Source organism: Streptomyces sp. NPDC002698 (assembly GCF_042888945.1).
GTDB lineage: Bacteria > Actinomycetota > Actinomycetes > Streptomycetales > Streptomycetaceae > Streptomyces.
The window spans coordinates 52,697-75,581 of sequence record NZ_JBIAQM010000036.1 but is presented as its reverse complement, the minus strand read 5'-3'; the positions used below and the strand labels follow the sequence as shown (position 1 = coordinate 75,581).

The following is a 22,885-nucleotide window of genomic DNA, read 5'->3' as shown; positions in this document are numbered from 1 at the left end:
GGCTCGCGCCAGTACGAGACGAGCCGTGATCGGGAGACACCCACGATGGCCAAGAAGCGACCCCAGACGAAGGCCAAGCAGCCGCAGTTGAAGAACGGCGGCGAGATCCCGGTCGTCGGAGCGCGCGAGCCCTGCCCCTGCGGCAGCGGCCGCCGGTACAAGGCCTGCCACGGCCGGGCCGCCGCGCACGCCGCGACCGAGCTGGTACACCGCCCGTTCGAGGGCCTGCGGGGCGAGGGCGACTGGGTCGCGCTGCGCGAACTGGTGCCCGCCGCGACGGTCGGGCTGACGCTCAAGGAGAGCCTGCCCGAGGACGTTCCCTCGGTCACCCTCGCCACGGTCCTGCCGATGGCGTGGCCCGCGCTGCGCCGCGAGGACGGCTCGGTGCTGCTCGGCCTTCAGAACGACACGTCGTCCGGCGACATCAGCCGCGACCTGGCCGACACCCTCCGGCGCGCGCTCGTCGCGCCGCCCGGCACCCCGGTCGAGGGACGGCGCGCCCCGGCGGACGGTCCCCGGCTCCAGGACCTGCTCGACCCCGAAGGCCCCTTCGAGCCAGTTGTGCACAGCGGCTTCGAGTTCTGGGTCCCGGACGTGGAGAACTCGACGCCCGAGGTGGCCGCCTCGCTCGAGCGCGCCAACGCCGCCGCCATCCCGACGGTGAAGCTCTCCGGGGTCGACGCCGCCTACTGGTGCGAGACGCCCGACAAGAACCACCTGCGCTGGGTCATGCCGTATGCGGAGGAGCAGCTTCTGGACGCTCTCGCGCGGCTGCACGCCGAGGGCCGCTCGAGCCTCGGGGAGGGCACCCGGCTGGTCGGTTCCTTCCGTGCGCACGGGCTCACGGTCCCGGTCTGGGACCTGCCGAGCGGTGTCACGGCGGACGACGTCGAGAAGCCGGCGGCGGAGTTCGCCGAACGCCTCGCCACCGCTCTGGCCATGGACACGCCGCTGACGGCGGACGAGCGCCGCGCGCGCGGGGGGCTCACCAACCGCCAGGTGACGCTCAGCTGACCCACAGCGGACCCACAGGACGGGAAACTGACCGACCGGTCAGCTGGTCAGGGCCTCGGAAGCGGGTGACTCCTGTCACAACTCCCCGTTGTGACAGGTAAATCCGTGTCCGAATAGCCGAGATCGAATTTGCGAACCGCCGATCTCTTGTTACCGTTCGATTAGCCCGGTTGCTGGTGCATCCCCCGTCGCCAGCAACCGGGTCTTTCCATGTTCGGAATCCCGAACAATATCAATCGCCTTACCGGCGGCCCGAGTTGCTTCCCGAGCGCAGCAACAGCGGCCCCTCGGCGCTCCGCGCGAATTCCGCGACCGCCGAGTACGCCCCCGGATCACCCGCCGTGTGTTCCCTGGGCGTCTCGCACGCCCCCGGATCGTCCTCCGCGTCCATCGCGCAGTTCATCTGCACCGTGCGGCCCCCAGGACCCATCAGGGTCAGGGCCGAGCTCAGCGCCTCGCCGGTCGCGTTGCGGTAGTAGGTGCGTGCCCAGGTCTCCTCGCCCCGCGTCAGGACACAGGTCTGCGCCTCGACACCGTCGGGCGAGGAGAGTTCGGGACCGCACCGGGCGACGGTGGCGAGACCGGGTCCGAGCGGCGGGGGAGAGCGCCGGGGTCCGGGCGACGGCGGCCGGTCGTCCTCGGCAGCCGTCCCGCGCGCGGACGGGGATCCGTGGTCGCCCACCGGGCCGGCCGAGGCCACGGCCAGCGGCAGGGCGAGGACGAACACCACGATTCCCGCCAACGCCACCGGACGGACTCTTCGGGGGTCCGGCCCGCCGCCCGGCGGCGTCTCGGCCCGGCACCCCCCGGAACGACGCTGCATAGGCGGACGATAACGAGCGGGGGAGGGCGCGCGGCTCGCCGCGCGCCGGACGCCCCTACAACTCGGGCGCGCTCACACCCGTACGAGTGAGTGCCTCGACGACGGCATCCACCACGGCCTCCACGCCGGGCACCCAGGGGGCGGCCGAACCGGGCAGGGGAGCGCGCTCCCAGCGGATCTGGCCCTGGCCCGTCTCGGACGGCGGCAGCGCGATGTAGCCGCCGTCGCCGTGGAAGCGCAGGGAGCCGGGGACGTAGTCCTTGGCGTAGAGCAGTTCGCCGAGCTGCTCCATGGAGTACGGGGCGACGAGGATCGCCCAGCGGGAGGGGGACGCGACGACCGGGCCGAGGCGCATGCCCGTGCGGTCGAGGGCGTCCAGCGCACGGGCCGCCGCGAGGGCGGGCAGACTCACCGCGCACGGGGCGCCGCCCCCGGTGGCCAGCACGATGGGGGCCGAGGGCCGGTTGGTCCACCACCAGCGCACCATGCGCTCGTCCGTGGTGGCCGCGAGGAGGCCGGGGTCGAAGGGATGGGCGCCCGGCACCGTGCACTCCGGGTCGGGGCAGCCGCAGCGGGCACGCCCCTGCGGGTCGGCCGCCACACCCGGGAGTACGGGCCACCGCCATGCCGCCGCGAACGTCAGGGCCGCGCTGAGCATCTCAGGCCTCCCGTTGTCTCGCCTGGACAGGAGCCTGCGTCGCCTTCCGAGGATCTCGCGCATGAGCGCTCGTTCCTTTCCGTTGCACGCCTGGCAACACCGAGGATCACATCACACCATGTGTCGATCACTTCACTGTGCGTACCTGCTGGCGCATCACACCCCTGCTGGAGACAAGGGGAACCCCTCTGGGCCGAGCATGTGGCTGTGTCCGCGCCCATACCGCGTACATCCAAAGCATGGGCATGGCGTGGGGTGGCGGCGCCTGGCGTTTTACGTCCCGCGTATTCCTAGCCGCCTCCGCCACGGGAGGATGGGGCACGGTCGTCGGTGGTTAAGACGCCCGGGTCCGTCGCCAGGTTCCGGGCGGATCTCAACCACCCCTGGCCTTCACCGAGTACGTACCCATCACGACCGCTGTGACGCTCCGTCGAACGAGGCCAGTCGACCTCAATAAGCCGTTGCCCGAGTCAGTTTTAGGCCAATTTCAATTTCCCGCAAGGGTTACCACCGGTCGCACGGACACCAGGAATCCCGGCAGGACAATGCTGGACATCCCCTCACGAGTACGTGTACATGTGGAGACACCGCTAGCGGCGCAGAACGACATGGGGGTTTGCGATGCTATTGAGCAAAACGCACCGGTCGGAGAGCCGGACGTCATGAACGCCCCTCACCTTCCGAAAGTGGCCGGAATCGATTCAACGGTTCCTTCGCCCGCACACACTGTCGCACCGGCGCCCGCTCCCACGGACGCCTCCTCGGCCGCCCCGCCGGCCGGCCCCGGAGCCGCTCTCCAGGACCGCCTCGCGGGCTGGGTCTCGGACCTCACCACGCTCCACGAACTCACCGAGCGTGTCGCCCGCACCGCGACCCTGGACGACGCGCTCCAGGAACTGCTCCGCGCCGGAGCCGCCCTCGTGGGCGCCCGGCGCGGTCTCGTCGTCCTGGAACCCGGCGACGGACTGGGCCCCGACACCACGATCGGCCTCGGCCTCGCCCGAGCCGACCTCGGCCACATCGAGACGGTGCCGCGCAGCTCCATGTCGTACGGGAAGATCCTGGACGGACTGCCGGGCGGCGAGGGCGAGATCACCCAGCCGGACCTCCTCTCGGAGGACGGGCTCGACCCGCGCCACCGCGAGGTCGCCGCCCGTCTCGGCTACGCCGCCAGCTACGCGCTGCCGCTGTCCACCGAGGCGGCCGGCCGGCTCGGGGCCGCCGTGTGGCTCTACGACGAACCCGCCGAGCCGGTGGAACGCCAGCGCCACCTCATCGGCCTCTACACCCGCCATGCCACCGAGCACCTGGCACGGCTGCTGGAGCTCGAACGCGCGCGGACGTGCGTGACGACGATGTCCGAGGAACTGCTCCCCCCACGGCTGCCCCGGGTCTCCGGCGTCCAGCTCGCCGCCCGGCACCGCACCGGCCCGCGCGGCGGCGGCGACTGGTACGACGCGCTGCCGCTGCCCGACGCCGCGCTCGGCCTCGCGGTCGGCTCCGTCACCGGATCGGGACCCAGCGCGGTCGCCGCCATGGGCCGGCTGCGGGCCTCCCTGCGGGCCTACGCCGTCATGGAGGGCGAGGACCCGGTCGCCGTGCTCTCCGACCTCGAACTGCTGCTGCGGCTGACCGAACCCGCCCGCTCCGCCACCGCCCTGTTCGCGTACTGCGAGCCCGCCCTGCGCAAGCTCACCCTCGCCGGTGCCGGACACAGCCCGCCCCTGGTGATCGGCCCGCGGCGCACCGAGTTCGTGGAGACCTCCCTGTCCGCGCCCCTGGGCATGCTCGCCTGCTGGGAGGCGCCGAGCGTCGAACTGACCGCCGAGCCCGGCGAGACCGTCCTGATCTACACCGACGGCCTGCTGCACCGCACCGGCGATCCGATGGACCGCGCCTTCGCCCGGCTGCACGCGGCGGCGGCGAGCGTCCCGAGGACGCTGCGCGACGACCCGGGCGCGGTCGCCGACCACGTGCTGCGCGGTGTGCTGCCGGACGGTCTCGACGAAGCGGACAGCGACGAGGACGTCGTCCTCCTGGCGGCCCGCTTCGAGTGAGTGGACTCTCACCCGGTGTAACAGGTCCTCCGGCCCTGGGCCCCCTTCACCACGTCCGTACGATGGGGGGGTCCAAAGTCGTATGAAGGAGGCAGACCGTGTCGGAGGCGCTCACCCCGGAGACCCCGGAAGCCGTACTCGACGAAGCCGCTGACGAAGCGGGCGAGGAAGAGCCCATCAAGCAGCGCAAGAACGGCCTGTACCCGGGCGTGTCCGACGAGCTCGCCGCCAGCATGAAGTCCGGCTGGGCCGACACCGAGCTGCGGGGCCTCGAGCCCATCGCCCAGGCCGGGTACACCGCGGCCCGCCGCGCCGCGCTGTCCGCGCGCTTCCCGGGCGAGCGTCTGGTGATCCCCGCGGGCAACCTGAAGACCCGCTCGAACGACACGGAGTACCCCTTCCGTGCCTCGGTCGAGTACGCGTACCTCACCGGCAACCTCACCGAGGACGGCGTCCTCGTGCTGGAGCCCGCCGCCGAGGGCCACAAGGCGACGATCTACCTGCTGCCGCGCTCCAACCGTGAGAACGGCGAGTTCTGGCTGTCCGGGCAGGGCGAGCTGTGGGTCGGCCGCCGCCACTCCCTGGCCGAGGCCGAGCAGCTGTACGGCATCCCCGCCTCGGACGTCCGCGAGCTGCCGACCGCGCTGACGGAAGCCACCGGTCCCGTCCGCGTCGTGCGTGGCTACGACGCCGCGATCGAGGCCGCCCTGACCGACAAGGTCACCCGCGAGCACGACGACGAACTGCGCGTCTTCCTGTCCGAGGCACGGCTCGTCAAGGACGAGTTCGAGGCCGGCGAGCTGCAGAAGGCCGTCGACTCCACCGTGCGCGGCTTCGAGGACGTCGTGAAGGTCCTCGACAAGGCCGAGGCCACCAGCGAGCGCTTCATCGAGGGCACCTTCTTCCTGCGCGCGCGGGTCGAGGGCAACGACATCGGCTACGGCTCGATCTGCGCCTCCGGGCCGCACGCCTGCACGCTGCACTGGGTGCGCAACGACGGCCCGGTCCGCTCCGGCGATCTGCTGCTGCTGGACGCGGGCGTGGAGACCCACACCCTCTACACCGCCGACGTCACGCGCACGCTCCCGGTCAACGGCACTTTCACGGAGATCCAGAAGAAGATCTACGACGCCGTGTACGACGCCCAGGAGGCCGGTATCGCGGCCGTCCTGCCGGGTGCCAAGTACCGCGACTTCCACGACGCCGCCCAGCACGTGCTGGCCGAGCGTCTCGTCGAGTGGGGGCTCCTCGAAGGCCCCGTCGAGCGCGTCCTGGAGCTCGGCCTCCAGCGCCGCTGGACCCTGCACGGCACCGGCCACATGCTCGGCATGGACGTCCACGACTGCGCCGCCGCGCGCACCGAGACGTATGTCGAGGGCACGCTGGAGCCGGGCATGTGCCTGACCGTCGAGCCGGGCCTGTACTTCCAGGCGGACGACCTGACCGTGCCGGAGGAGTACCGCGGCATCGGCGTCCGGATCGAGGACGACCTCCTCGTCACCGAGGACGGCAACCGGAACCTGTCGGCCGGACTGCCGCGCCGCTCGGACGAGGTCGAGGCCTGGATGGCGTCCCTCAAGGGCTGACGCCGTGCCCGCGAGGGCCGATGCGAGACCGATGGCCGGGCACCTTCCGAGGTGCCCGGCCATCGGTGCGTCCAGGGGCGGCCGCCGGGACCGCGGTGCGTCCAGGGCGTGTGCGGCCCCGCTCGGACTCCGGCTTCCGGTCCGGTGCCCGGCGGGCCTGGACGGGCCGTCAGACGCGCGTGACCGGCAGCGCGTCCACGAACAGCGCGCCCGCGAGCAGACCGCCGCTGCCCCGGGGACTCCACCCGCGCGCGTGGAGATCGTCGTCGAGTACGGCCAGGCCCGAACGCCCGGCCTCCGTGGACGTACCCCCCGCTTCGAGCACCCCCCGGGCGCCGGCCTGGACGTGGCGGAGGCCATGGGGTCCTGCCGTGTACAGCAACTCGGTGTCCTGGAGCGTGGCCATGACCGCGAGGAGGGCGTCGAGACGGGCGTACGGTTCGGGCGCGCCGGCCGCGCGGGCGGTGGCGAGCGCGTCCAACGCCCTTCGCACGTGCGGGAATCCGGCACGCGCCTCACCGCGCGCACCGGCCGCGCCGTACGTCGCGGAGACGGACGAGCCGCGGGAGGGCCGCCGCGGTGCCCGCCGGTCGGTGTGCGCCGCGATCCGCTTGGCCGTCGCGGTGACATCGGCTCCGGCGGCCGCGGGGTCCAGCGCCGCCGCGGCGACCAGCAGCCCGAGGACCCACAGGGCGCCGCGGTGGCCGCCGCCCGTCAGGGCCACCGAGTGCTCGGTGCACCGGCCGATCGAACCCAGCTCCGCGCGGAGTTCGGGGGTGGCGCGGCCGGTACGGCGGGCGGCGGCGGCCATGGCCGCGAGGCCGGGGGTGAGTGCCTTGGCGGACCAGCGCAGGGAGCACAGGTCCCGCCGGGTCACCCGGGCACGGAGGTCACGAGGGTCGGGCAGTCCGGGTTTGGGAGTCAGTTCCAGCTGCCGGGTCAGCGCGGCCACCGCGGCCCGCGCCAGCACCTCGTCGTCCTCGCGGCTGCTCAATCGACGTACCCCTTCTCCCGAGGACGCCGGCGGTGAAGGCACCGGAGCCGAGGCCGGCCACGTACGAAGGAAACGTAGACGCGCCGGCTCTCAAGAACCTGGGCGCACGCTGTCAGTGGCCTGTGAGCTCCGGGAGGGGCGGGCGGGAAGCCGGGAACCGGGGCGTGGGGCGCGGAGGTCCCGGCGGATCGCCTCCGGCACGGACGTCGGCGCCGTCCGGCACGTCAGGCGCCGTCCGGCACGTCCAGCACATTCGGCACGTCAGGCGCATCCGGCACGTCAGGCGGGCAGCAGCGAGGGGGCCGTCTTCCACTTGAGGATCTTGTCGAAGCTCACCACCGCACCGCCGCGCCCCGGCCTGTTGCCGATGTGGACGTGGTCGGCGAGCTCGCGGATCAGGCACAGCCCCCGGCCGTGCTCCGCGTCCTCGCCGGCCTGGCGGAGCAGGGCGCGGGCGTTCCCGGCCGGAAAACCCGGGCCGAAATCGGCGACTTCGATGCGGCACTGGTCACCGTCGAGATAGGCCGTCACGCGATACGCCTCGCAGGAAGAGCCCCGCACGCCGTCCCCGCCGTGTTCGACGGCGTTGGCGCAGGCCTCGGTGAGAGCGACTGAAAGGTCGTACGAGATGTCCGGGTCGACACCCGCGCTCTCCATCGTGCCGAGCAACAGGCGTCTGGCGAGCGGAACACTCGCAGCCTCGCGCCGCAGATGGAGTGACCACCAGATGCTCATGCTCCAGCCTCCCGGCCGCGGCTCGACATACCGTTACGTATTGCCGCAACCACCCGTGCGCAATCGCATACGCGACGTGATGCCGCCCATACGGCCGACGCGCTCACCTGAGGCAGCGGTGTATGCGCGAGCGATCCGCCGCCGGACGACGGCCCTTCGGCCGTCCGCCGTCCGGCGGACGGACCGGTCACAAGCCATCAATCGGACCTGCCGTACGGGGCGTCGGGGCCCAGTGCGATGATGAGCCCGCCATGACTGCCCCCCACCAGCGTTCGGCGCGATCCGGAGCAGGCCTCCGGACCCTGAGGGCCGCGGTGTTCGCCGCGGTCTGCGTCGTGCTGGCCGCGGCCGGTCACGGGATCGCCTCCTGCGCCACGGTCCCCTTGTGGACACTGGGCGTCGGCTTCCTCACGGTCTTCGCGGTCGCCGCGGCGCTGGCGGGCCGCGAACGCGCGCTGCCGGGCATCGTGGCACTTCTCGCGCTCGGCCAGACGGTGCTGCACACCCTCTTCGGGCTCGGCCTGCGGACCGGTACGACGGGCGCCGGGTCGTCCATGGGCGCGATGGCGCCCGGGATGCCGATGTCCGACGCCACGCTCGTGGCGCGCGCCGCCCGTCTGGTGTGCGGGACGGCCGCGGCGGCGATCAGCCCCGCGCAGGCCATGAAGATCCTCGCCGACGCGCGGATCGACACGGGTGCGACCGGCATGACGTCGTCCATGCACCATGCCTCGGACGCCGTGCCCACCGCCGCGGGGGCCCCGATGCCGGTGCTGCCCTCCCTGCCGATGCTGCTCGGCCACGTGCTCGCGGCCGTCGCCGCCGGATGGGTGCTGCGCCATGGCGACCTGGCCCTGCTGCGCCTCATGCGCCTGTCGGCGCAGGGCGTCACGGAGGCGGCGCTCGTACGCTCCCTGCGGGCCGCCCTGACCCTCGTACGCGCCCTGCGTACGGGACTTCCGGGGGCGCCCGAGATCGCGCGTACGCCTCGCACCGCGCCGCTCGCGCCCCTCGCTCCACGGACGACCGCTCTTCAGCACACCGTCGTCCGGCGCGGGCCCCCCGCCTCCACCGCGTTCACCCTCGTCGCCTGACACGACGCGCCGCTTCACGGAAATCCACGGAATTCCCCGGTCCCCGGAGTCCTCGACTCCACCGGCCGCACGGGGTTCACGGACCTTCTCGAAGGGGACGCGGTCGTGCCGCACGCGCGCGTACCCGCCGGGTCTCCCCGGGGTGCCGCTCTCGCCCCTTCCACGGGACACCGAGGCGCACGCGCGTCCCCTTTGTCACCGGACTGAATGTGGAGTGTCTCCTTCCATGAAGGCTTCTCGTCTCGCCGTCGTCGGCACCGCCGCCGCCACCGCCGTTCTCGCCCTGTCCGCCCCCGCGTTCGCGCACGTCTCCGTGCAGCCCGAGGGCGCGGCCGCCAAGGGCGGCTACACCGTCGTGAACTTCAAGGTGCCCAACGAGCGCGACAACGCCTCGACCACCCAGGTCGAGGTCAACCTCCCGGCCGACCACCCGCTGGCCTCCGTCATGCCGCAGCCGCTCGACGGCTGGACCGTGAAGGTCACCCGGTCCAAGCTGGACAAGCCGGTCACCGCGCACGGCGAGAAGATCGACGAGGCCGTCACCAAGGTCACCTGGACCGCCGACGGCAAGGGCATCGAGCCGGGCTTCTTCCAGAAGTTCCCGCTCTCCATCGGCGCGCTGCCCGAGGACACCGACACCCTCGTCTTCAAGGCGATCCAGACGTACTCCAACAAGGAAGTCGTGCGCTGGATCGAGCCGCAGAAGGAGGGCGCGGAGGAGCCCGAGCACCCGGCTCCGACGCTCGCGCTCACGGCCGCCGCCGAGGGGGGCCATCACGGCTCCGCCGCCGCGGAGGACGCCTCCCACACGGAGGAGACCGATGAGCACACCGACGAGCACACCGACGAGGCGGCCTCCGCCGCGGACAGCAGCGACACCACCGCGCGCGTGCTCGGCGTCGTGGGCATCCTCGTCGGCCTGGCGGGCGTGGCGTACGGCGTTCTGGCCGGCCGGCGGCGTACGAACGCCTGAGGTGCCGGCACACACCTGAGGCACTGAGACACACGCTCCCGGTGGGCACCGGAGGGTCGCGGACGCGGCTCCGCGGACGCGGCTCGCGGCCGCGCCCGGCCCGGCCCCGCCGCCCCGTCCGACCCCCGGTGCCCACCGGAGCGCTCACATCTGGGACATTTTTCTATGCGCAAGAAGACGTACGCGACGGCCGCCCTGTTCGCCGCCGCCGCTCTGACCCTCTCCGCCTGCGGCAGTGGCGACGACAGCGACGCCGCCGGCGGCCCGGTCGCCGCCGTGTCCGCCGAGGCCGGCTCCGCCAAGGCCGCGACGGTCCTGGACAACCCGTTCGAGAAGCCGGACCTCGTGCTCACCGACACGACCGGCGAGAAGTACGACCTGCGCGCGGAGACCAAGGGCCGTCCCACGCTCGTCTACTTCGGCTACACCCACTGCCCCGACGTCTGCCCCCTGACGATGAACAACCTCGCCGTCGCCAAGAAGCAGCTCCCGAAGGCCGAACAGGACAAGCTGCGCGTCGTGTTCGTCACCACCGACCCGGCTCGCGACACACCCGCCGCGCTCGGCACCTGGCTCAAGGGCATCGACCCCGATTTCATCGGCCTGACCGGCGACTTCGCCTCGATCCAGGCCGGCGCCCGCCGCCTCGGCATCACCATCGAGCCGACGACCAAGGACAAGAACGGCAAGGCCGTCTCCGTGCACGGCACCCAGGTCGTCGCCTTCTCGCCGAAGACCGACGCGGGCTATGTGCTGTACGGCGAGAGCGCCACCGTCGACGACTACACCAAGGACCTGCCCAAGATCGCCGAGGGGAAGACCCCGTGAGCCGCCGTACGGGCCGCCGCGCGGGACTCCTCGCCGCCTGCTCCCTCGTCATGACCGCCACCGGGACTCTGGCGGGCTGCGGCTCGGGCGGCTCGTCGTCGTCCCCGGCCGGTCCCGAACTCAAGGTCACCGGCGCCTACATGCCCGCCCCGAGCATGGACACCATGGCGGCGGGCTTCTTCACCGTCACCAACGCTGGCGGCGCCGACACGCTCACCTCGGTCACCAGCGATCTCTCGGACGAGGTGACGATGCACGCGACCGTGGACGGCGCGATGGAGGAGAGGAAGTCCTTCGCCGTACCCGCCGAGGGCACCCTGGACTTCGCCAGCGGCGGCAACCACCTCATGTTCGCAAAGCTCACCCACAAGCCCGGACAGGGCGAGAAGGTGTCCGTGGAACTGCACTTCGCCAAGTCCGGCACGGTCAGGATCTCCATGCCGGTGAAGCCCGCGACATACACCCCGAAGACCGGACGCTGAGGGAGGCATCACCGTGACATCGACCATCGCCCCCCGCTTCAGGACCCTCCTGCTGCTGTTCCTCGCCGTCACCGGAGCGCTCCTGGCGGGCGCCGCGCCCGCCTCCGCGCACGCCGCGCTGACCGGGAGCAACCCGACGCAGGGATCGGTGGTCGACAAGGCGCCCGCCCAGGTCTCGCTCACCTTCTCCGAACAGGTCTCGCTGCACGACGGATCGCTCCAGGTGCTCGACCCCAAGGGCGGGCGGGTCGACGCCGGGAGCGCGAGCGACCTGGGCGGCGACACCTACGGCCTGAAGCTGCGCCCGGGGCTGCCCGACGGCACGTACACCGTCACCTACCAAGTGGTCTCCGCGGACAGCCACCCCGTCTCCGGTGCCTTCACCTTCTCCGTCGGCGCTCCCTCGCAGACCTCCGTCGCGCTGTCCGGCCAGGCGGTGGGGGGCGGCCTGGTGGGCTTCCTCTACGGAGCCGCGCGCTACTTGTCGTACGCCGGATACATCCTGCTCGTCGGCGGAGCCGCCTTCGTGCTGGCCTGCTGGCAGCGCGGCTCGGGCATCCGGCCGGTACAGCGGCTCGTGGTCTGCGGCTGGCTCACGCTCACCGCCTCCACACTCGCCCTGCTGCTCCTGCGCGGTTCGTACGTGGGGTCCGGCAAGGCCGGAGACATCTTCGACCTGACCCTGCTCGGCGAGGTGCTGCAGACCAAATCGGGCGCGGCCCTGGTGTCGAGACTGCTGCTGCTCGCCGCGGCGGCGCTGTTCATCGCCGTGCTCTTCGGCGCGTACGCCAGACGCGACGAGGACGAACGCGCGGCCGGAGCGAACACCGGGAGCGGAGAGCCGGACAAGGAGACGGACAACGGCGCCACGGACGCTGGTGCCACGGGCACCGCTGCCACGGGCACCGAGGACCCGGACACCGAGGACCCGGACGCCGAGGCCGGTCACCTGGCCGCGGAGAAGAACGACCTCACCTTCGGGCTCGCCGTCGGCGGCTCGGTCGTCGCGGCCGGCCTCGCCGCGACCTGGGCCATGGCCGAACACGCCTCCACCGGCGTCCAGCCGGGTATCGCGATGCCCGTCGACGTCCTGCACCTGCTGGCCGTCGCCGTCTGGCTCGGCGGTCTGTCGACGCTGGTGGTCGCTTTGTTCCGGGCTCCGGCACAGACGCCCGTCGAGGCGACGACCGTCCGCCGCTTCTCCCGCCTCGCGTTCGGCGCCGTCCTCGTACTGGTCGCGACCGGGATCTACCAGTCGTGGCGCCAGCTCGGCTCCTGGTCGGCGCTCACCGACACGTCGTACGGACAGCTGCTGCTCGTCAAGGTCGGCCTGGTGGCGGTCCTCGTGGGCATCGCGTGGATCTCGCGACGCTGGACCGCCCAGCTGTCCGAGGTGACGGCCCCCGAGGCCGCCGCCGTCCTCGTGGAGCAGCGCTCCGAGCTGAGGACGCCCGCCACCGTCCCCGCCGACTCCCGGCGCGCCGCCCAGCTCGCCCGGCAGCAGGCCGCCGTGGACTCCACGCGCGACAAGCGGGTCCGTGACGCCGACCCGCAGCGCTCGGGCCTGCGGCGCTCGGTGCTCGCCGAGGCGGGGGTCGCGGTCGTCCTGCTCGCGGTCACGACCGCGCTGACGGCCACCGAGCCGGGACGTACGGCGGAGGCGGCCCGGCAGGCCACCGCGTCCGCCGTGCAGCGCTCCGGACCGCTGTCCCTGAAGATGCCGTTCGACACGGGCGGCGAGGACGGCAAGGGCACGGTGGAGATCACCCTCGACCCGGCCCGTGTCGGCGGCAACCAGATGCACGTCTTCGTGCTCCGGCCGAACGGCAAGGCCTTCGACGTCCCCGAGGTGAAGGTCGCCTTCACTCTCACCGCGAAGAACGTCGGCCCGCTGCCCGTGACCCCCGACCGGGTCGCCACCGGACACTGGGCGGCGAGCGGGGTGCAGATCCCCATAGCGGGCGACTGGAAGATCGCGGTGACCGTGCGCACCTCCGACATCGACCAGGCCACCGTGAACAAGAACGCGCAGATCGGCTGAACCTGACCATGGCTGACCAGTCCACCCCGGGGACCTCCGCCCGAAAGGCCCCGTCCCCCGCAGCGTCCACCGGCACCGCGTCGCCGGGCGATGCCCGGCGGGGAGTCATGTCACGGCGCCGGCTGCTCGGCACCGCCGGCGCCACCGGGCTCACGCTCGGAGCGGCGGGGGCAGCCGTGGGGTACGCGGCGGCACCCTCCCCCGCCAAGGCCGTCCCGCTGACCTCCGTCGGCGCGGACATGGCAATGTTTCACGGGAAACATCAGCCGGGCATCACCACCGCCCTCCAGGCCCGCGGCCACCTCGTCGCCTTCGACCTGACGGCGGGCGCGGGCCGCCGGGAGGCCGCCGCCCTGCTCCGCCGCTGGTCGGTGACGGCCCGGCGGCTGATGGCGGGCGAGGCCGCGGCCCACGAGGACACGGACGTCGCGCGCGACGCAGGACCGTCGTCCCTCACCGTCACCTTCGGCTTCGGACACAGCTTCTTCGCGCGTACGGGCCTGGAGAAGCAGAGGCCGGTCGCCCTGGACCCGCTGCCCGACTTCTCCTCCGACCATCTCGACAAGGCGCGCAGCGACGGCGACCTGTGGGTACAGATCGGGGCGAACGACGCCCTCGTCGCCTTCCACGCCCTGCGCGCGATCCAGAAGGACACCGGCACCGCGGCGCGGGTGCGCTGGCAGATGAACGGTTTCAACCGCTCGCCGGGCGCCACCGCCGCGCCGTCGACCGCCCGCAACCTGATGGGCCAGATCGACGGCACCCGCAATCCGAAGCCCTCCGAGCCCGACTTCGACGGACGGATCTTCGTCCCCGCCTCCGGCACCCCGGAGTGGATGGCGAACGGCTCCTACGCCGTCGTACGCCGGATCCGCATGCTCCTCGACGACTGGGAGAAGCTCTCGGGCAAGGCCCAGGAGGACGTCATCGGGCGGAAGAAGTCCACGGGGGCGCCGTTGAGCGGCGGCACCGAGACCACCGCGATGGACCTGGACAAGACCGACGCCGACGGCAACCTGGCCGTGCCGATCAACGCGCACGCGCGCATCACCCGGCCCGACCAGAACGGAGGCGCCGCGATGCTGCGCCGTCCGTTCTCCTTCCACGACGGCATCGACGCCGAGGGGACACCCGACGCCGGTCTGCTCTTCGTGTGCTGGCAGGCCGATCCGGTACGTGGTTTCGTTCCCGTCCAGCGCAAACTCGACCGCGGTGACGCGCTCTCGGAGTTCATCCGCCACGAGTCGAGCGGCCTCTTCGCGGTGCCGGGCGGCGCGGCGGAGGGGGAGTACGTGGGGCAGCGGTTGCTGGAGGGGTGACGAGGCCGTCGTGCGGCGGACTCCACGGCCCATCGGCCGACGGGCCGCACGGCGCTCTGTACCTGACAGGCTCGGGGCCGACGCGGGGCCGGGCTCCGCGCGACGCGGCCCAAGGGCTCCGTACCGTGCTCCGTACCGCGGTACCGGGCTCCGTACCGGACCGGTGGCGGGGGTTCCGCGGGCGGCGGACGGGTCGGGCGCGGCCCACTAGGGTGACGGTATGTCGGCGACGCGCTACACCTATCTCGGCCCCGAGGGTACGTTCACCGAGGCCGCCCTTCGCACGCTTCCCGAGGCCGCGACGCGGGAGCTGGTTCCCATGGTGTCCGTCCCGGCCGCGCTCGACGCGGTACGCGGTGGCCAGGCCGCGGGAGCCCTCGTCCCGATCGAGAACTCCGTCGAGGGCGGTGTCACCGCCACCCTCGACGAGCTGGCCAAGGGCGACCAGCTGATGATCTACCGCGAGGTCGTGCTGCCGATCGCCTTCGCCCTGCTGGTCAGGCCCGGCACGGCGCTGAAGGACATCAAGACGGTCACCGGACACCCGGTCGCCCAGCCGCAGGTGCGCAACTGGCTCGCCGCGCATCTGCCGGACGCCGTCTGGGAGTCGGCGGCCTCGAACGCGGACGGCGCCCGGCTGGTCCAGGAGGGCCGTTTCGACGCGGCCTTCGCGGGCGAGTTCGCCGCGGCCACGTACGGCCTCGAACCGCTGGTGACCGAGATCCACGACGCGGCGAACGCCGAGACCCGCTTCGTGCTGGTCGGCCGCCCGGCCCGGCCCGCCGCGCCGACCGGCGCCGACAAGACCTCCGTGGTCATCTGGCTCGGCGACGACCACCCCGGAGCGCTGCTCGAACTGCTCCAGGAATTCGCCGTGCGCGGCGTCAACCTGATGCGGATCGAGTCCCGCCCGACCGGCCAGGGAATCGGCAATTACTGCTTCTCGGTGGACGCCGAGGGACACATCACCGACCGCCGGGTGGGCGAGGCGCTGATGGGTCTCAAGCGGATCTGTCCCCAGGTGCGCTTTCTCGGTTCCTATCCCCGGGCCGGCGTCGCCCTGGAGGACGTACGGCCGCTGCGGCCCGGAACGTCGGACCACGAGTTCTCCGCGGCCTCGGACTGGCTCGCGCGCTGCGCCGACGGCCGGTTCTGAACGGCGGGCCCACACCCGTCCGAGCGTTTCCCCAGGTCCCACCTGCCGATTTTCGCCATCCACAGGGTTATCCACAGGCACGCTTACCGACCTGGGGACAAGTCGACAACGAAGCGCTACATCATCGACAAATCGGCTACTCGACCCAAGTCCGTCCACACCCTTGCACGTCCCTCTTCGTCTACCCTTTTCCATTGATCAACCCGATAGAGCGAATCATTTACACCCGAAAGTGGCTGTCCAGAGGGTTTGAACCGGGAATTCCACGGCCACCGAAGAGGTATCGGAATGATCAATTCCGACATCCACAGATCTTCCACACACCCTGTGGATAACTAGCGGGGAAGGTCACACCCTGTGGACAACCCGCCTCGCAAGTGCCGCCCTCCGCAAGGAAATCCGGTCAACCGGTGAAGCGCGCATGCCCCGTTCCGGGGAGTAGGCCCCCTTTTCCTTGACGTCGCTCGACGGTCAGGAGATGCGATCCGGCATTTCACTCATACCGTGACAGCGGTCACGCTCTGGAATATCGGGTCGTTGGCCGGAAGTCCGCACCGGTAGCCTTGAGGGGTGATTGACCTTCGCCTGCTCCGTGAGGACCCCGACCGTGTTCGCGCCTCCCAGCGCGCCCGTGGAGAGGATGTCGCGCTCGTCGACTCCCTCCTCTCCGCCGACGAGCGGCGCAGGTCGTCCGGCGTCCGCTTCGACGAGCTGCGTTCCGAGCAGAAGTCGCTCGGCAAACTGATCCCCAAGGCCACCCCGGACGAGCGCGCCGAGCTGCTGAAGAAGGCCGAGCAGCTCAAGACCGACGTCAAGGCGGCCGAGGCCGAGCAGAACGACGCGGACGAGGAGACCAAGCGGCTCCTCCTCCAGCTCGGCAACCTGGTGCACCCCGACGTCCCGGTCGGCGGCGAGGAGGACTTCGTCGTCCTGGAGACGCACGGGACCATCCGCGACTTCGCCGCCGAGGGCTTCGAGCCCAGGGACCACCTGGAACTCGGCGAGTCCCTGGGCGCCATCGACGTCGAGCGCGGCGCCAAGGTGTCCGGCTCGCGCTTCTACTACCTGACCGGCGTCGGCGCGCTCCTGGAGCTCGCCCTCGTCAACGCGGCGATCGCACAGGCCACCGAGGCCGGCTTCACGCCGATGCTGACCCCGGCCCTGGTGCGCCCGCGCGCCATGGAGGGCACCGGTTTCCTCGGCCAGGCCGCGGAGAACGTGTACCACCTGGAGAAGGACGACTACTACCTGGTCGGCACCTCCGAGGTCCCTCTCGCCGCGTACCACATGGACGAGATCCTCGACGCCGACAAGCTGCCGATGCGCTACGCCGGCTTCTCGCCGTGCTTCCGCCGCGAGGCCGGCACGTACGGCAAGGACACCCGCGGCATCTTCCGCGTGCACCAGTTCGACAAGGTCGAGATGTTCTCGTACGTGGCTCCCGAGGACGCCGAGAACGAGCACCAGCGGCTCCTCGAATGGGAGAAGCAGTGGCTGACCGGCCTCGAACTGCCCTTCCAGGTGATCGACGTGGCCAGCGGCGACCTGGGGTCCTCGGCCTCCAGGAAGTTCGACTGCGAGGCGTGGATCCCGACCCAGGGCAAGTACCGCGAGCTGACCTCGGCCTCCAACTGCGACGGCTTCCAGGCCCGCCGCCTGTCGGTCCGTATGCGCGACGGCAAGAAGGTCCAGCCGCTCGCCACACTGAACGGCACGCTGTGCGCCGTCCCGCGCACGATCGTCGCGATCCTGGAGAACCACCAGCTCGCCGACGGCTCGGTGCGGGTTCCCGAGGTGCTGCGCCCCTACCTGGGCGGCCGTGAGGTTCTGGAGCCGATCTCCAAGTGACCAGCACCACCGGTCCGACGGGAGCGTCCGGGGCCACGGAGCCGGGGGCGTTCCCGTACAAGCTCGTCGCGACCGATCTCGACGGGACGCTGCTGCGTTCCGACGAGACGGTCTCGGCCCGCACACGTGACGCGCTCGCCGCGGTGACCGAGGCGGGCGCGGCCCACATCGTCGTCACCGGGCGCGCGGTGCCCTGGACGCGACACGTCCTCGACGAGCTCGGCTATCAGGGCCTCGCGGTCTGCGGCCAGGGCGCGCAGGTCTACCACGCGGGGGAGCACCGGCTCCTCACCTCGGTGACCCTGGACCGGCAGCTGGCCGGTCTGGCGCTCGCCAAGATCGAGGCGGAGGTCGGACCGCTGCTGCTGGCCGCGAGCCGCGACGGGCTCGACGGCGATGTGCTGGTCGGCCCCGGCTACCGCAGGCTGGAGGGTGCGCTGCCGGTCGTCCCGCTCAAGGACGCGGCGGACCTGTGGTCGGCCCCTCTGAACAAGGTGTACGTCCAGCATCCGACGCTTTCCGACGACGAGCTCGCGGCCGTGGCCGTGAAGGTCGCGGGCGGACTCGTCGGTGTCACGATGGCGGGCCCGGGCGTGGTGGAACTGCTCCCGCTCGGCCTCTCCAAGGCGACGGGACTGTCCCTGGCGGCCCGGCGCCTGGGCCTCAAGGCCGCGGACACCATCGCCTTCGGTGACATGCCGAACGATCTCCCGATGTTCGCCTGGGCGGCCCACGGGGTGGCCATGGCCAACGCCCACGCCGATCTCAAGGCGATCGCGGACGAGGTGACGACCTCGAACGAGGAGGACGGGATCGCGGTCGTGCTGGAACGGTTGCTGACGCGCCCGTAGCGGTCACCGCGAACAGGCCCGCCGCATCCCGGCGGCCTTGCTGTGACGGCCCTGCGGTCAGGCAGTCACCGGCCGGCAGTCGGCAGTCGGCAGTCGGCAGTCGGCAGTCGGCAGTCGGCAGTCGGCAGTCGGATGAGAACGTCTTGCGGAGGATGCGCGGATCGAACGCGCGCGGGGTTTCACCCCCGACCACGGCTTAGCAAGCCGGTGCCTTTCCACTCGGCCAATCCTCCGGGTGGGCGGCCCGCGCGTGACGCGCGCTCGAAGCGGCCGCCCCGGGCAACTCCCCCTGCGAGCGGGTTCGACGGAGGTAGTGACTACTCCGGAACCCGCCGCGGGCTGCCCTGTCGGGAGCTCGACGAACTGCTCCTGATGAACATCGTCGCGCTCCTCTCCCAGACCGTGGCGCCGGCTCGATGCGGCGGCGTGGACACAACCACTGTGCCCGTACGCCGACTTGGGCGCCACTGATTAAAACGCGTGTCCCCGGGGGCTCACTTGCGGCGCCATCTGCGCCGGCGCCCCTTGCTGAAGAACCACCCCGCGGGCGGCTCGTCCGAGCGCCAGGGCTGCGGATCGGGACCTCCCTCGCGCCAACGGGCGGCGAGCATGCGCGCGCGGGCCGACGGTTCGGTCGTCTCCGCGGACCGTACGAAGCTCTCGTCGAGGACGAGGTCGTCCCACGACTCCCCCGCCGTGTCCCCCGGCCCGTCGCCGGAGCCGTTCCCGGCCTGTTCCCGGCCGCCGTCTCCCGGTTCCTCGGTCGCCATCCCCGTTCCTCCCGGCCGTGCGTCCCCGTTTCGCCCAGTGTGCCCGGACCGGGGTGAAGCCGCTGTCAAAAAAGAGGGGGCTCCCCGCGCGCGTGCCCGTGCCCGGACACCGTGCGGGGAGCCCTCGTTCACTCCTCGCCGGCCAGCGTCAGCGACCGCAGCCGCTGTCCCGCGTACCAGGTGGCGAGGACGGTGACCACGATCAGCAGGACCGTCGCGGTCGGCAGGCTCACGTCCGAGGTGACGATGTCGCCGCCGGTCACCTTGTGGCCCACCGCGAGCGCCCACTGCTGGACGCTGAGCGTGCGCGCGCCGGACACCAGGGACCCGAACAGGGCTTCCCAGACGAGCGCGTAGACGAGTCCGAAGACCACCGCGTGCCGGGTCACGGTCCCGAGGAGCAGGAACATCGCGGCGTAGGCGATCGAGGCGACCAGGGCGGCCACGGTGTAGGCGACGGCGATCTGCTGGCCGTTGCCGTTGAGGATCATGCCCGCGATGAAGGTCGGCACCGCCGAGAAGGCCATGGTGACGGCGATCGCGACGATCAGCTTGGTGAAGATGATCGTGGGCCGCTTCAGGGGCTTGGCCAGCAGATACACCACCGAGCCGTCGTCGATCTCGGGTCCGATGGCTCCCGTGCCGGCGATGACGCCGATGATCGGCACCATCGTGGCGAGGGCGAACCCGCCGAGCAGGTCCGAGGCCACCTGGTCGTCGGCTCCGGAGAAACTCCGGACGGCCAGGGAGATCACGATGAGCAGGACGGGCAGGACGCCGAGGATGAGGGCCCGTCGGCGGCCGAGCAGGCCCCGGTAGGTGAGCCGGGCGACTGTGGGGTCGTACATCTTCGGCCTCCTACGCCGCGACAAGATACGAGAAGACGGATTCCAGCGACTCGTCGGACGGTGACACCGTCAGCAGCCGGATGCCGTGCTCGCGCGCGACCTTCGGCAACAGGGTGGTGAACCGGCCGAAGTCGACGGCCTGGATGCGCAACGCGCCTTCGGCGAGGTCGACTTCGATGCCGGACGTCGACGGGTCGGCGATGAGCGCTGCGGCCAGTGCCCGGTCGTCACTGGAACGGACCAGGTAGCGGTGCGGGCGGTCGGTCATCAGCCGGCGGATGCGCCGGAAGTCACCGCTCGCCGCGTGCCGTCCGGCGACGATCACCTCGATGTGGGCGGCGAGTTGCTCCACCTCTTCGAGGATGTGGGACGAGAACAGCACGGTGCGGCCCTCGTCGCCCATGCGGCGCAGCAGATCCATGAGCTGCATGCGCTGGCGCGGGTCCATGCCGTTGAACGGCTCGTCGAGGAGCAGCAGCGAGGGGTCGTGGACCAGCGCGGACGCCATCTTCACGCGCTGGCGCATGCCCTTGGAGTACGTGGAGATCTTGCGGTCCTGCGCGTACTGCATCTCGACGGTGGCGAGGGCCCGGTCGGCGGCCTTCGCGCCGAGGCCGTGCAGCTCGGCGTTGGCGAGGACGAATTCACGTCCGGTGAGGAAGTCGTACATCGCCTCGCGCTCGGGGACGATGCCGATGTGGCGGTAGATGTCCTCGTTGCGCCAGGTCGGCTTGCCGTCGAGGGTGACGGTGCCCGTGGAGGGAGCGAGGAAGCCGCCCATCATGTTGATGAGGGTGGACTTTCCGGCGCCGTTCGGGCCGAGCAGCCCGGTGACGCCGGGGCCGATCGTCATCGTGATGTCGTTGACCGCCACCACGTTGCCGAACCAGCGTGAGACGTGGTCGATGTTGAGCGTGGTCACAGCCCGACCTTTCGGTAGCGGCGCATCAGGAGGCCGTAGCAGCCCGCGATGAGACCCAGGACGACGACGAGGTAGACGGCGCCCTGCCCGGACGAGGGGCCCACCTCGCCTGGGAAGGCGGAGGAGGCGCCGAGGAAGGCCGTCTGCACTCCGTCGATGAGCGTGATGGGCGAGAAGAGCCCGAGCCACGGGACGGCCCCGCTGCTGGAGCGCTCGAAGGCGATGGCCTGGACGGTGGAGACCGCGCCGTAGGAGATGGTCAGGGCGGCGATGACGGCCGCGATGCCGAAGCCGCGGCGCGGGGTGATCGCCGAGATGACCAGGGCGATGCCGGCGAAGAGCAGGGACAGCAGTGCCACGGAGGCCAGCCCCTGTCCGAAGCCCTTGGACTGGTCGGCGAAGTCGAGTTTGGCCAGCAGCGCGCCCACGTAGAGGACGACCAGCGGGGCGGCGGTGAGGACGAACAGCGCCGAGGACAGGGCCGCGTACTTGGCGAGCACGTAGTCGGAGGTCTCGATGGGGCGCGAGAAGTACAGCGGGACGGTCTTGAAGCGCAGGTCCCGGGAGACCGCCTGGGGGCCCTGGGAGGCGACGTACAGCCCGATGACCGCCTGCATGATCACCGCGTAGCGCGTGTAGTCGACGGGCAGGTCCTTCGCCTTGGTGGCCACCGCGACGGCCACCATGATCAGCGCGGGGACGCACATCACCACGAAGAGCAGCATCGGCAGGACCTTGGACTTGACCGAGCGGCCGAGTCCGTAGGAGCCGCGCAGGGACTGCGAGTAGAGGGAGCGGCGGGCGTAGGCGCGGCCCAGGCGCGGGCCGTCGTAGGTGCGGTAGCCGATGTTGTGGATACGGGTCTGCTCACCCTGCTGGGTGAGGGGGTGCTCAACCGCCATGGCCGACCGCCTCCTTCCGCTGGTCGTCGCTGTCGGTGAAGACCTCGGCGATGTGGTGTCTGCGCTGTTCCATGCGGACCAGCCCGAGGCCGAGGTCGGCGACCACGTCGCGGACGAGGTCGTAGGTGTCCTCGCTCTCGGTGGTGAGCAGCAGGATGTGTCCGGCGCCCGGCAGTCCGCCGCCGTCGTGGGTCTCGATCCCGCGCGCGTGGAGCACCTCGCGGACCGCGCCCGTGCCGTCCGGGTGCCGGTCGCTGTCGGTGACCTCGATGGCGAGGGTGGTGGTGGTCTTGGTGAAGTCCGTGGTGGAGCTGGAGCGCAGCAGCTTGCCGCCGTCGACGACCACGACGTGGTCGCAGGTGCGTTCCAGTTCGCCCAGGAGGTGCGAGGTGACCAGGACCGAGATGCCGAAGTCCGTGTGGATGCGGCGGATCAGTCCGAGCATGTCGTCGCGGCCGACCGGGTCCAGGCCGTTGGTCGGTTCGTCCAGGAAGACCAGCTGGGGGTCGTGGACGAGGGCCTGCGCGAGTTTGACGCGCTGCTTCATGCCCGTCGAGTAGCCGCCGATGGGGCGGTAGCGCTCCTCGTACAGGCCGACGTGGCGCAGGGTGTCCGCGGTGCGCTCGCGGGCCGCGGCCGGCGGCAGCCCGGACATCCGCGCCATGTGGACGACGAACTCGGTGGCCGAGACGTCGGGCGGCAGGCAGTCGTGCTCGGGCATGTACCCGACCCGCTCGCGGATGGCGGCGCCCTCGGTGGCGACGTCGAGGCCGAGCACGTGTGCGCGGCCCTCGGTGGCGGGGGACAGACCCAGCAGGATCTTGATCAGTGTGGACTTGCCGGCTCCGTTGGCTCCGACGAGTCCGGTCACACCGGGCCCGACGTCCACGGAGAGCCGGTCAAGAGCGGTCACCCGTGGGTACCGCTTGCTCAGGCTTTCGGTCGCGATCACAGTCACGGTTCGAAGGTAGTGGCGCAGACCAC

Annotated in this window: 21 protein-coding genes and 1 tRNA gene; 12 read left to right on the top strand and 10 right to left on the bottom strand. The window is 71.5% G+C overall.

Features of this window, described 5'->3' with window-relative positions; translation table 11 throughout:
- Positions 1 to 45: 45 nt before the first annotated feature.
- Positions 46 to 1,014 carry a DUF5926 family protein gene (locus ACFYW9_RS33815; RefSeq protein WP_389158571.1) on the top strand — a complete coding sequence of 323 codons (969 nt, stop codon included), beginning with the start codon at positions 46 to 48 and terminating at the stop codon, positions 1,012 to 1,014.
- Positions 1,015 to 1,255: 241 nt separating this feature from the next.
- Here ACFYW9_RS33815 and ACFYW9_RS33810 read toward each other — a convergent pair whose 3' ends face one another.
- Entirely contained in the window at positions 1,256 to 1,837 is a 582-nt protein-coding gene (locus tag ACFYW9_RS33810) for a hypothetical protein (RefSeq protein WP_389158568.1), read from the bottom strand.
- Positions 1,838 to 1,892: 55 nt separating this feature from the next.
- Positions 1,893 to 2,558 (bottom strand): bifunctional DNA primase/polymerase, encoded by a 666-nt coding sequence (locus tag ACFYW9_RS33805; protein ID WP_351869538.1) that lies wholly within the window; start codon positions 2,556 to 2,558, stop codon positions 1,893 to 1,895.
- Positions 2,559 to 3,040: 482 nt separating this feature from the next.
- On the opposite strand from ACFYW9_RS33805, the gene ACFYW9_RS33800 reads away from it, so the two are divergent.
- Both ACFYW9_RS33800 and ACFYW9_RS33795 read left to right on the top strand, forming a co-directional pair.
- Positions 3,041 to 4,552: a PP2C family protein-serine/threonine phosphatase gene (locus ACFYW9_RS33800; RefSeq protein ID WP_389158565.1), complete on the top strand. Its 1,512-nt coding sequence runs from the start codon at positions 3,041 to 3,043 to the stop codon at positions 4,550 to 4,552.
- A 98-nt stretch (positions 4,553 to 4,650) separates the two neighbouring features.
- The gene (locus ACFYW9_RS33795) at positions 4,651 to 6,138 is read left to right on the top strand and encodes an aminopeptidase P family protein (protein ID WP_389158561.1); all 1,488 of its coding nucleotides are present in this window, start codon (positions 4,651 to 4,653) and stop codon (positions 6,136 to 6,138) included.
- A gap of 169 nt (positions 6,139 to 6,307) precedes the next feature.
- Here ACFYW9_RS33795 and ACFYW9_RS33790 read toward each other — a convergent pair whose 3' ends face one another.
- Positions 6,308 to 7,132 carry a triphosphoribosyl-dephospho-CoA synthase gene (locus ACFYW9_RS33790; protein WP_389158558.1) on the bottom strand — a complete coding sequence of 275 codons (825 nt, stop codon included), beginning with the start codon at positions 7,130 to 7,132 and terminating at the stop codon, positions 6,308 to 6,310.
- Between the two features lie 279 nt (positions 7,133 to 7,411).
- Positions 7,412 to 7,867, bottom strand: a complete 456-nt coding sequence (locus ACFYW9_RS33785; RefSeq protein ID WP_351869526.1) for an ATP-binding protein — start codon at positions 7,865 to 7,867, stop codon at positions 7,412 to 7,414.
- Positions 7,868 to 8,118: 251 nt separating this feature from the next.
- Between ACFYW9_RS33785 and ACFYW9_RS33780 the strand changes: the two genes are divergently transcribed.
- The 9 genes from ACFYW9_RS33780 to ACFYW9_RS33740 all read left to right on the top strand — a co-directional run bounded on the left by ACFYW9_RS33780 (position 8,119) and on the right by ACFYW9_RS33740 (position 18,459).
- The gene (locus ACFYW9_RS33780; protein ID WP_389158554.1) at positions 8,119 to 8,961 is read left to right on the top strand and encodes a hypothetical protein; all 843 of its coding nucleotides are present in this window, start codon (positions 8,119 to 8,121) and stop codon (positions 8,959 to 8,961) included.
- A gap of 226 nt (positions 8,962 to 9,187) precedes the next feature.
- Complete coding sequence (locus ACFYW9_RS33775) at positions 9,188 to 9,934, top strand: YcnI family protein (protein ID WP_389158551.1); 747 nt, start codon at positions 9,188 to 9,190, stop codon at positions 9,932 to 9,934.
- A gap of 165 nt (positions 9,935 to 10,099) precedes the next feature.
- On the top strand, positions 10,100 to 10,762 hold the full coding sequence (locus tag ACFYW9_RS33770; RefSeq protein WP_389158548.1) for an SCO family protein: 663 nt from the start codon (positions 10,100 to 10,102) through the stop codon (positions 10,760 to 10,762).
- Positions 10,759 to 11,244, top strand: coding sequence for a copper chaperone PCu(A)C (locus tag ACFYW9_RS33765; protein ID WP_389158545.1), 486 nt, complete (start codon positions 10,759 to 10,761; stop codon positions 11,242 to 11,244). The genes ACFYW9_RS33770 and ACFYW9_RS33765 overlap by 4 nt, the downstream gene beginning before the upstream one ends.
- A gap of 13 nt (positions 11,245 to 11,257) precedes the next feature.
- The gene (locus ACFYW9_RS33760) at positions 11,258 to 13,285 is read left to right on the top strand and encodes a copper resistance CopC/CopD family protein (protein ID WP_389158542.1); all 2,028 of its coding nucleotides are present in this window, start codon (positions 11,258 to 11,260) and stop codon (positions 13,283 to 13,285) included.
- Positions 13,286 to 13,293: 8 nt separating this feature from the next.
- Positions 13,294 to 14,604 (top strand): iron uptake transporter deferrochelatase/peroxidase subunit, encoded by a 1,311-nt coding sequence (gene efeB / locus ACFYW9_RS33755; RefSeq protein WP_389158539.1) that lies wholly within the window; start codon positions 13,294 to 13,296, stop codon positions 14,602 to 14,604.
- Positions 14,605 to 14,824: 220 nt separating this feature from the next.
- A complete protein-coding gene (pheA, locus tag ACFYW9_RS33750) occupies positions 14,825 to 15,760 on the top strand; it encodes a prephenate dehydratase (RefSeq protein WP_351869508.1) in 936 nt (311 codons plus the stop codon).
- Between the two features lie 570 nt (positions 15,761 to 16,330).
- Positions 16,331 to 17,608 (top strand): serine--tRNA ligase, encoded by a 1,278-nt coding sequence (serS, locus tag ACFYW9_RS33745; protein WP_389158535.1) that lies wholly within the window; start codon positions 16,331 to 16,333, stop codon positions 17,606 to 17,608.
- Positions 17,605 to 18,459, top strand: a complete 855-nt coding sequence (locus ACFYW9_RS33740) for an HAD family hydrolase (RefSeq protein WP_389158532.1) — start codon at positions 17,605 to 17,607, stop codon at positions 18,457 to 18,459. The genes serS and ACFYW9_RS33740 overlap by 4 nt, the downstream gene beginning before the upstream one ends.
- A 146-nt stretch (positions 18,460 to 18,605) precedes the next feature.
- Here the strand turns inward: ACFYW9_RS33740 and ACFYW9_RS33735 are convergent.
- The 6 genes from ACFYW9_RS33735 to ACFYW9_RS33710 all read right to left on the bottom strand — a co-directional run bounded on the left by ACFYW9_RS33735 (position 18,606) and on the right by ACFYW9_RS33710 (position 22,853).
- Positions 18,606 to 18,692, bottom strand: a tRNA-Ser gene (locus ACFYW9_RS33735).
- A 261-nt stretch (positions 18,693 to 18,953) separates the two neighbouring features.
- The gene (locus ACFYW9_RS33730) at positions 18,954 to 19,229 is read right to left on the bottom strand and encodes a hypothetical protein (protein ID WP_389158529.1); all 276 of its coding nucleotides are present in this window, start codon (positions 19,227 to 19,229) and stop codon (positions 18,954 to 18,956) included.
- Positions 19,230 to 19,357: 128 nt separating this feature from the next.
- Positions 19,358 to 20,077, bottom strand: coding sequence for an ABC transporter permease subunit (locus tag ACFYW9_RS33725; protein ID WP_351869496.1), 720 nt, complete (start codon positions 20,075 to 20,077; stop codon positions 19,358 to 19,360).
- A 10-nt stretch (positions 20,078 to 20,087) separates the two neighbouring features.
- Positions 20,088 to 20,999 (bottom strand): ABC transporter ATP-binding protein, encoded by a 912-nt coding sequence (locus ACFYW9_RS33720; protein WP_351869493.1) that lies wholly within the window; start codon positions 20,997 to 20,999, stop codon positions 20,088 to 20,090.
- Positions 20,996 to 21,901 carry an ABC transporter permease subunit gene (locus ACFYW9_RS33715; protein WP_351869490.1) on the bottom strand — a complete coding sequence of 302 codons (906 nt, stop codon included), beginning with the start codon at positions 21,899 to 21,901 and terminating at the stop codon, positions 20,996 to 20,998. Before ACFYW9_RS33715 ends, ACFYW9_RS33720 begins: the two co-directional genes overlap by 4 nt.
- Positions 21,891 to 22,853 carry an ABC transporter ATP-binding protein gene (locus ACFYW9_RS33710; protein ID WP_351869573.1) on the bottom strand — a complete coding sequence of 321 codons (963 nt, stop codon included), beginning with the start codon at positions 22,851 to 22,853 and terminating at the stop codon, positions 21,891 to 21,893. Before ACFYW9_RS33710 ends, ACFYW9_RS33715 begins: the two co-directional genes overlap by 11 nt.
- Between the last annotated feature and the right edge of the window lie 32 nt (positions 22,854 to 22,885).

Bases quoted from the DNA above. Each gene is read 5' to 3' on its own strand.
- ACFYW9_RS33815 (WP_389158571.1), top strand. From the start codon at position 46: ATGGCCAAGAAGCGACCCCAGACGAAGGCCAAGCAGCCGCAGTTGAAG.
- ACFYW9_RS33810 (WP_389158568.1), bottom strand. From the start codon at position 1,837: ATGCAGCGTCGTTCCGGGGGGTGCCGGGCCGAGACGCCGCCGGGCGGC.
- ACFYW9_RS33805 (WP_351869538.1), bottom strand. From the start codon at position 2,558: ATGCGCGAGATCCTCGGAAGGCGACGCAGGCTCCTGTCCAGGCGAGAC.
- ACFYW9_RS33800 (WP_389158565.1), top strand. From the start codon at position 3,041: ATGCTGGACATCCCCTCACGAGTACGTGTACATGTGGAGACACCGCTA.
- ACFYW9_RS33785 (WP_351869526.1), bottom strand. From the start codon at position 7,867: ATGAGCATCTGGTGGTCACTCCATCTGCGGCGCGAGGCTGCGAGTGTT.
- ACFYW9_RS33780 (WP_389158554.1), top strand. From the start codon at position 8,119: ATGACTGCCCCCCACCAGCGTTCGGCGCGATCCGGAGCAGGCCTCCGG.
- ACFYW9_RS33775 (WP_389158551.1), top strand. From the start codon at position 9,188: ATGAAGGCTTCTCGTCTCGCCGTCGTCGGCACCGCCGCCGCCACCGCC.
- ACFYW9_RS33770 (WP_389158548.1), top strand. From the start codon at position 10,100: ATGCGCAAGAAGACGTACGCGACGGCCGCCCTGTTCGCCGCCGCCGCT.
- efeB (WP_389158539.1), top strand. From the start codon at position 13,294: ATGGCTGACCAGTCCACCCCGGGGACCTCCGCCCGAAAGGCCCCGTCC.
- pheA (WP_351869508.1), top strand. From the start codon at position 14,825: ATGTCGGCGACGCGCTACACCTATCTCGGCCCCGAGGGTACGTTCACC.
- ACFYW9_RS33730 (WP_389158529.1), bottom strand. From the start codon at position 19,229: ATGGCGACCGAGGAACCGGGAGACGGCGGCCGGGAACAGGCCGGGAAC.
- ACFYW9_RS33725 (WP_351869496.1), bottom strand. From the start codon at position 20,077: ATGTACGACCCCACAGTCGCCCGGCTCACCTACCGGGGCCTGCTCGGC.
- ACFYW9_RS33715 (WP_351869490.1), bottom strand. From the start codon at position 21,901: ATGGCGGTTGAGCACCCCCTCACCCAGCAGGGTGAGCAGACCCGTATC.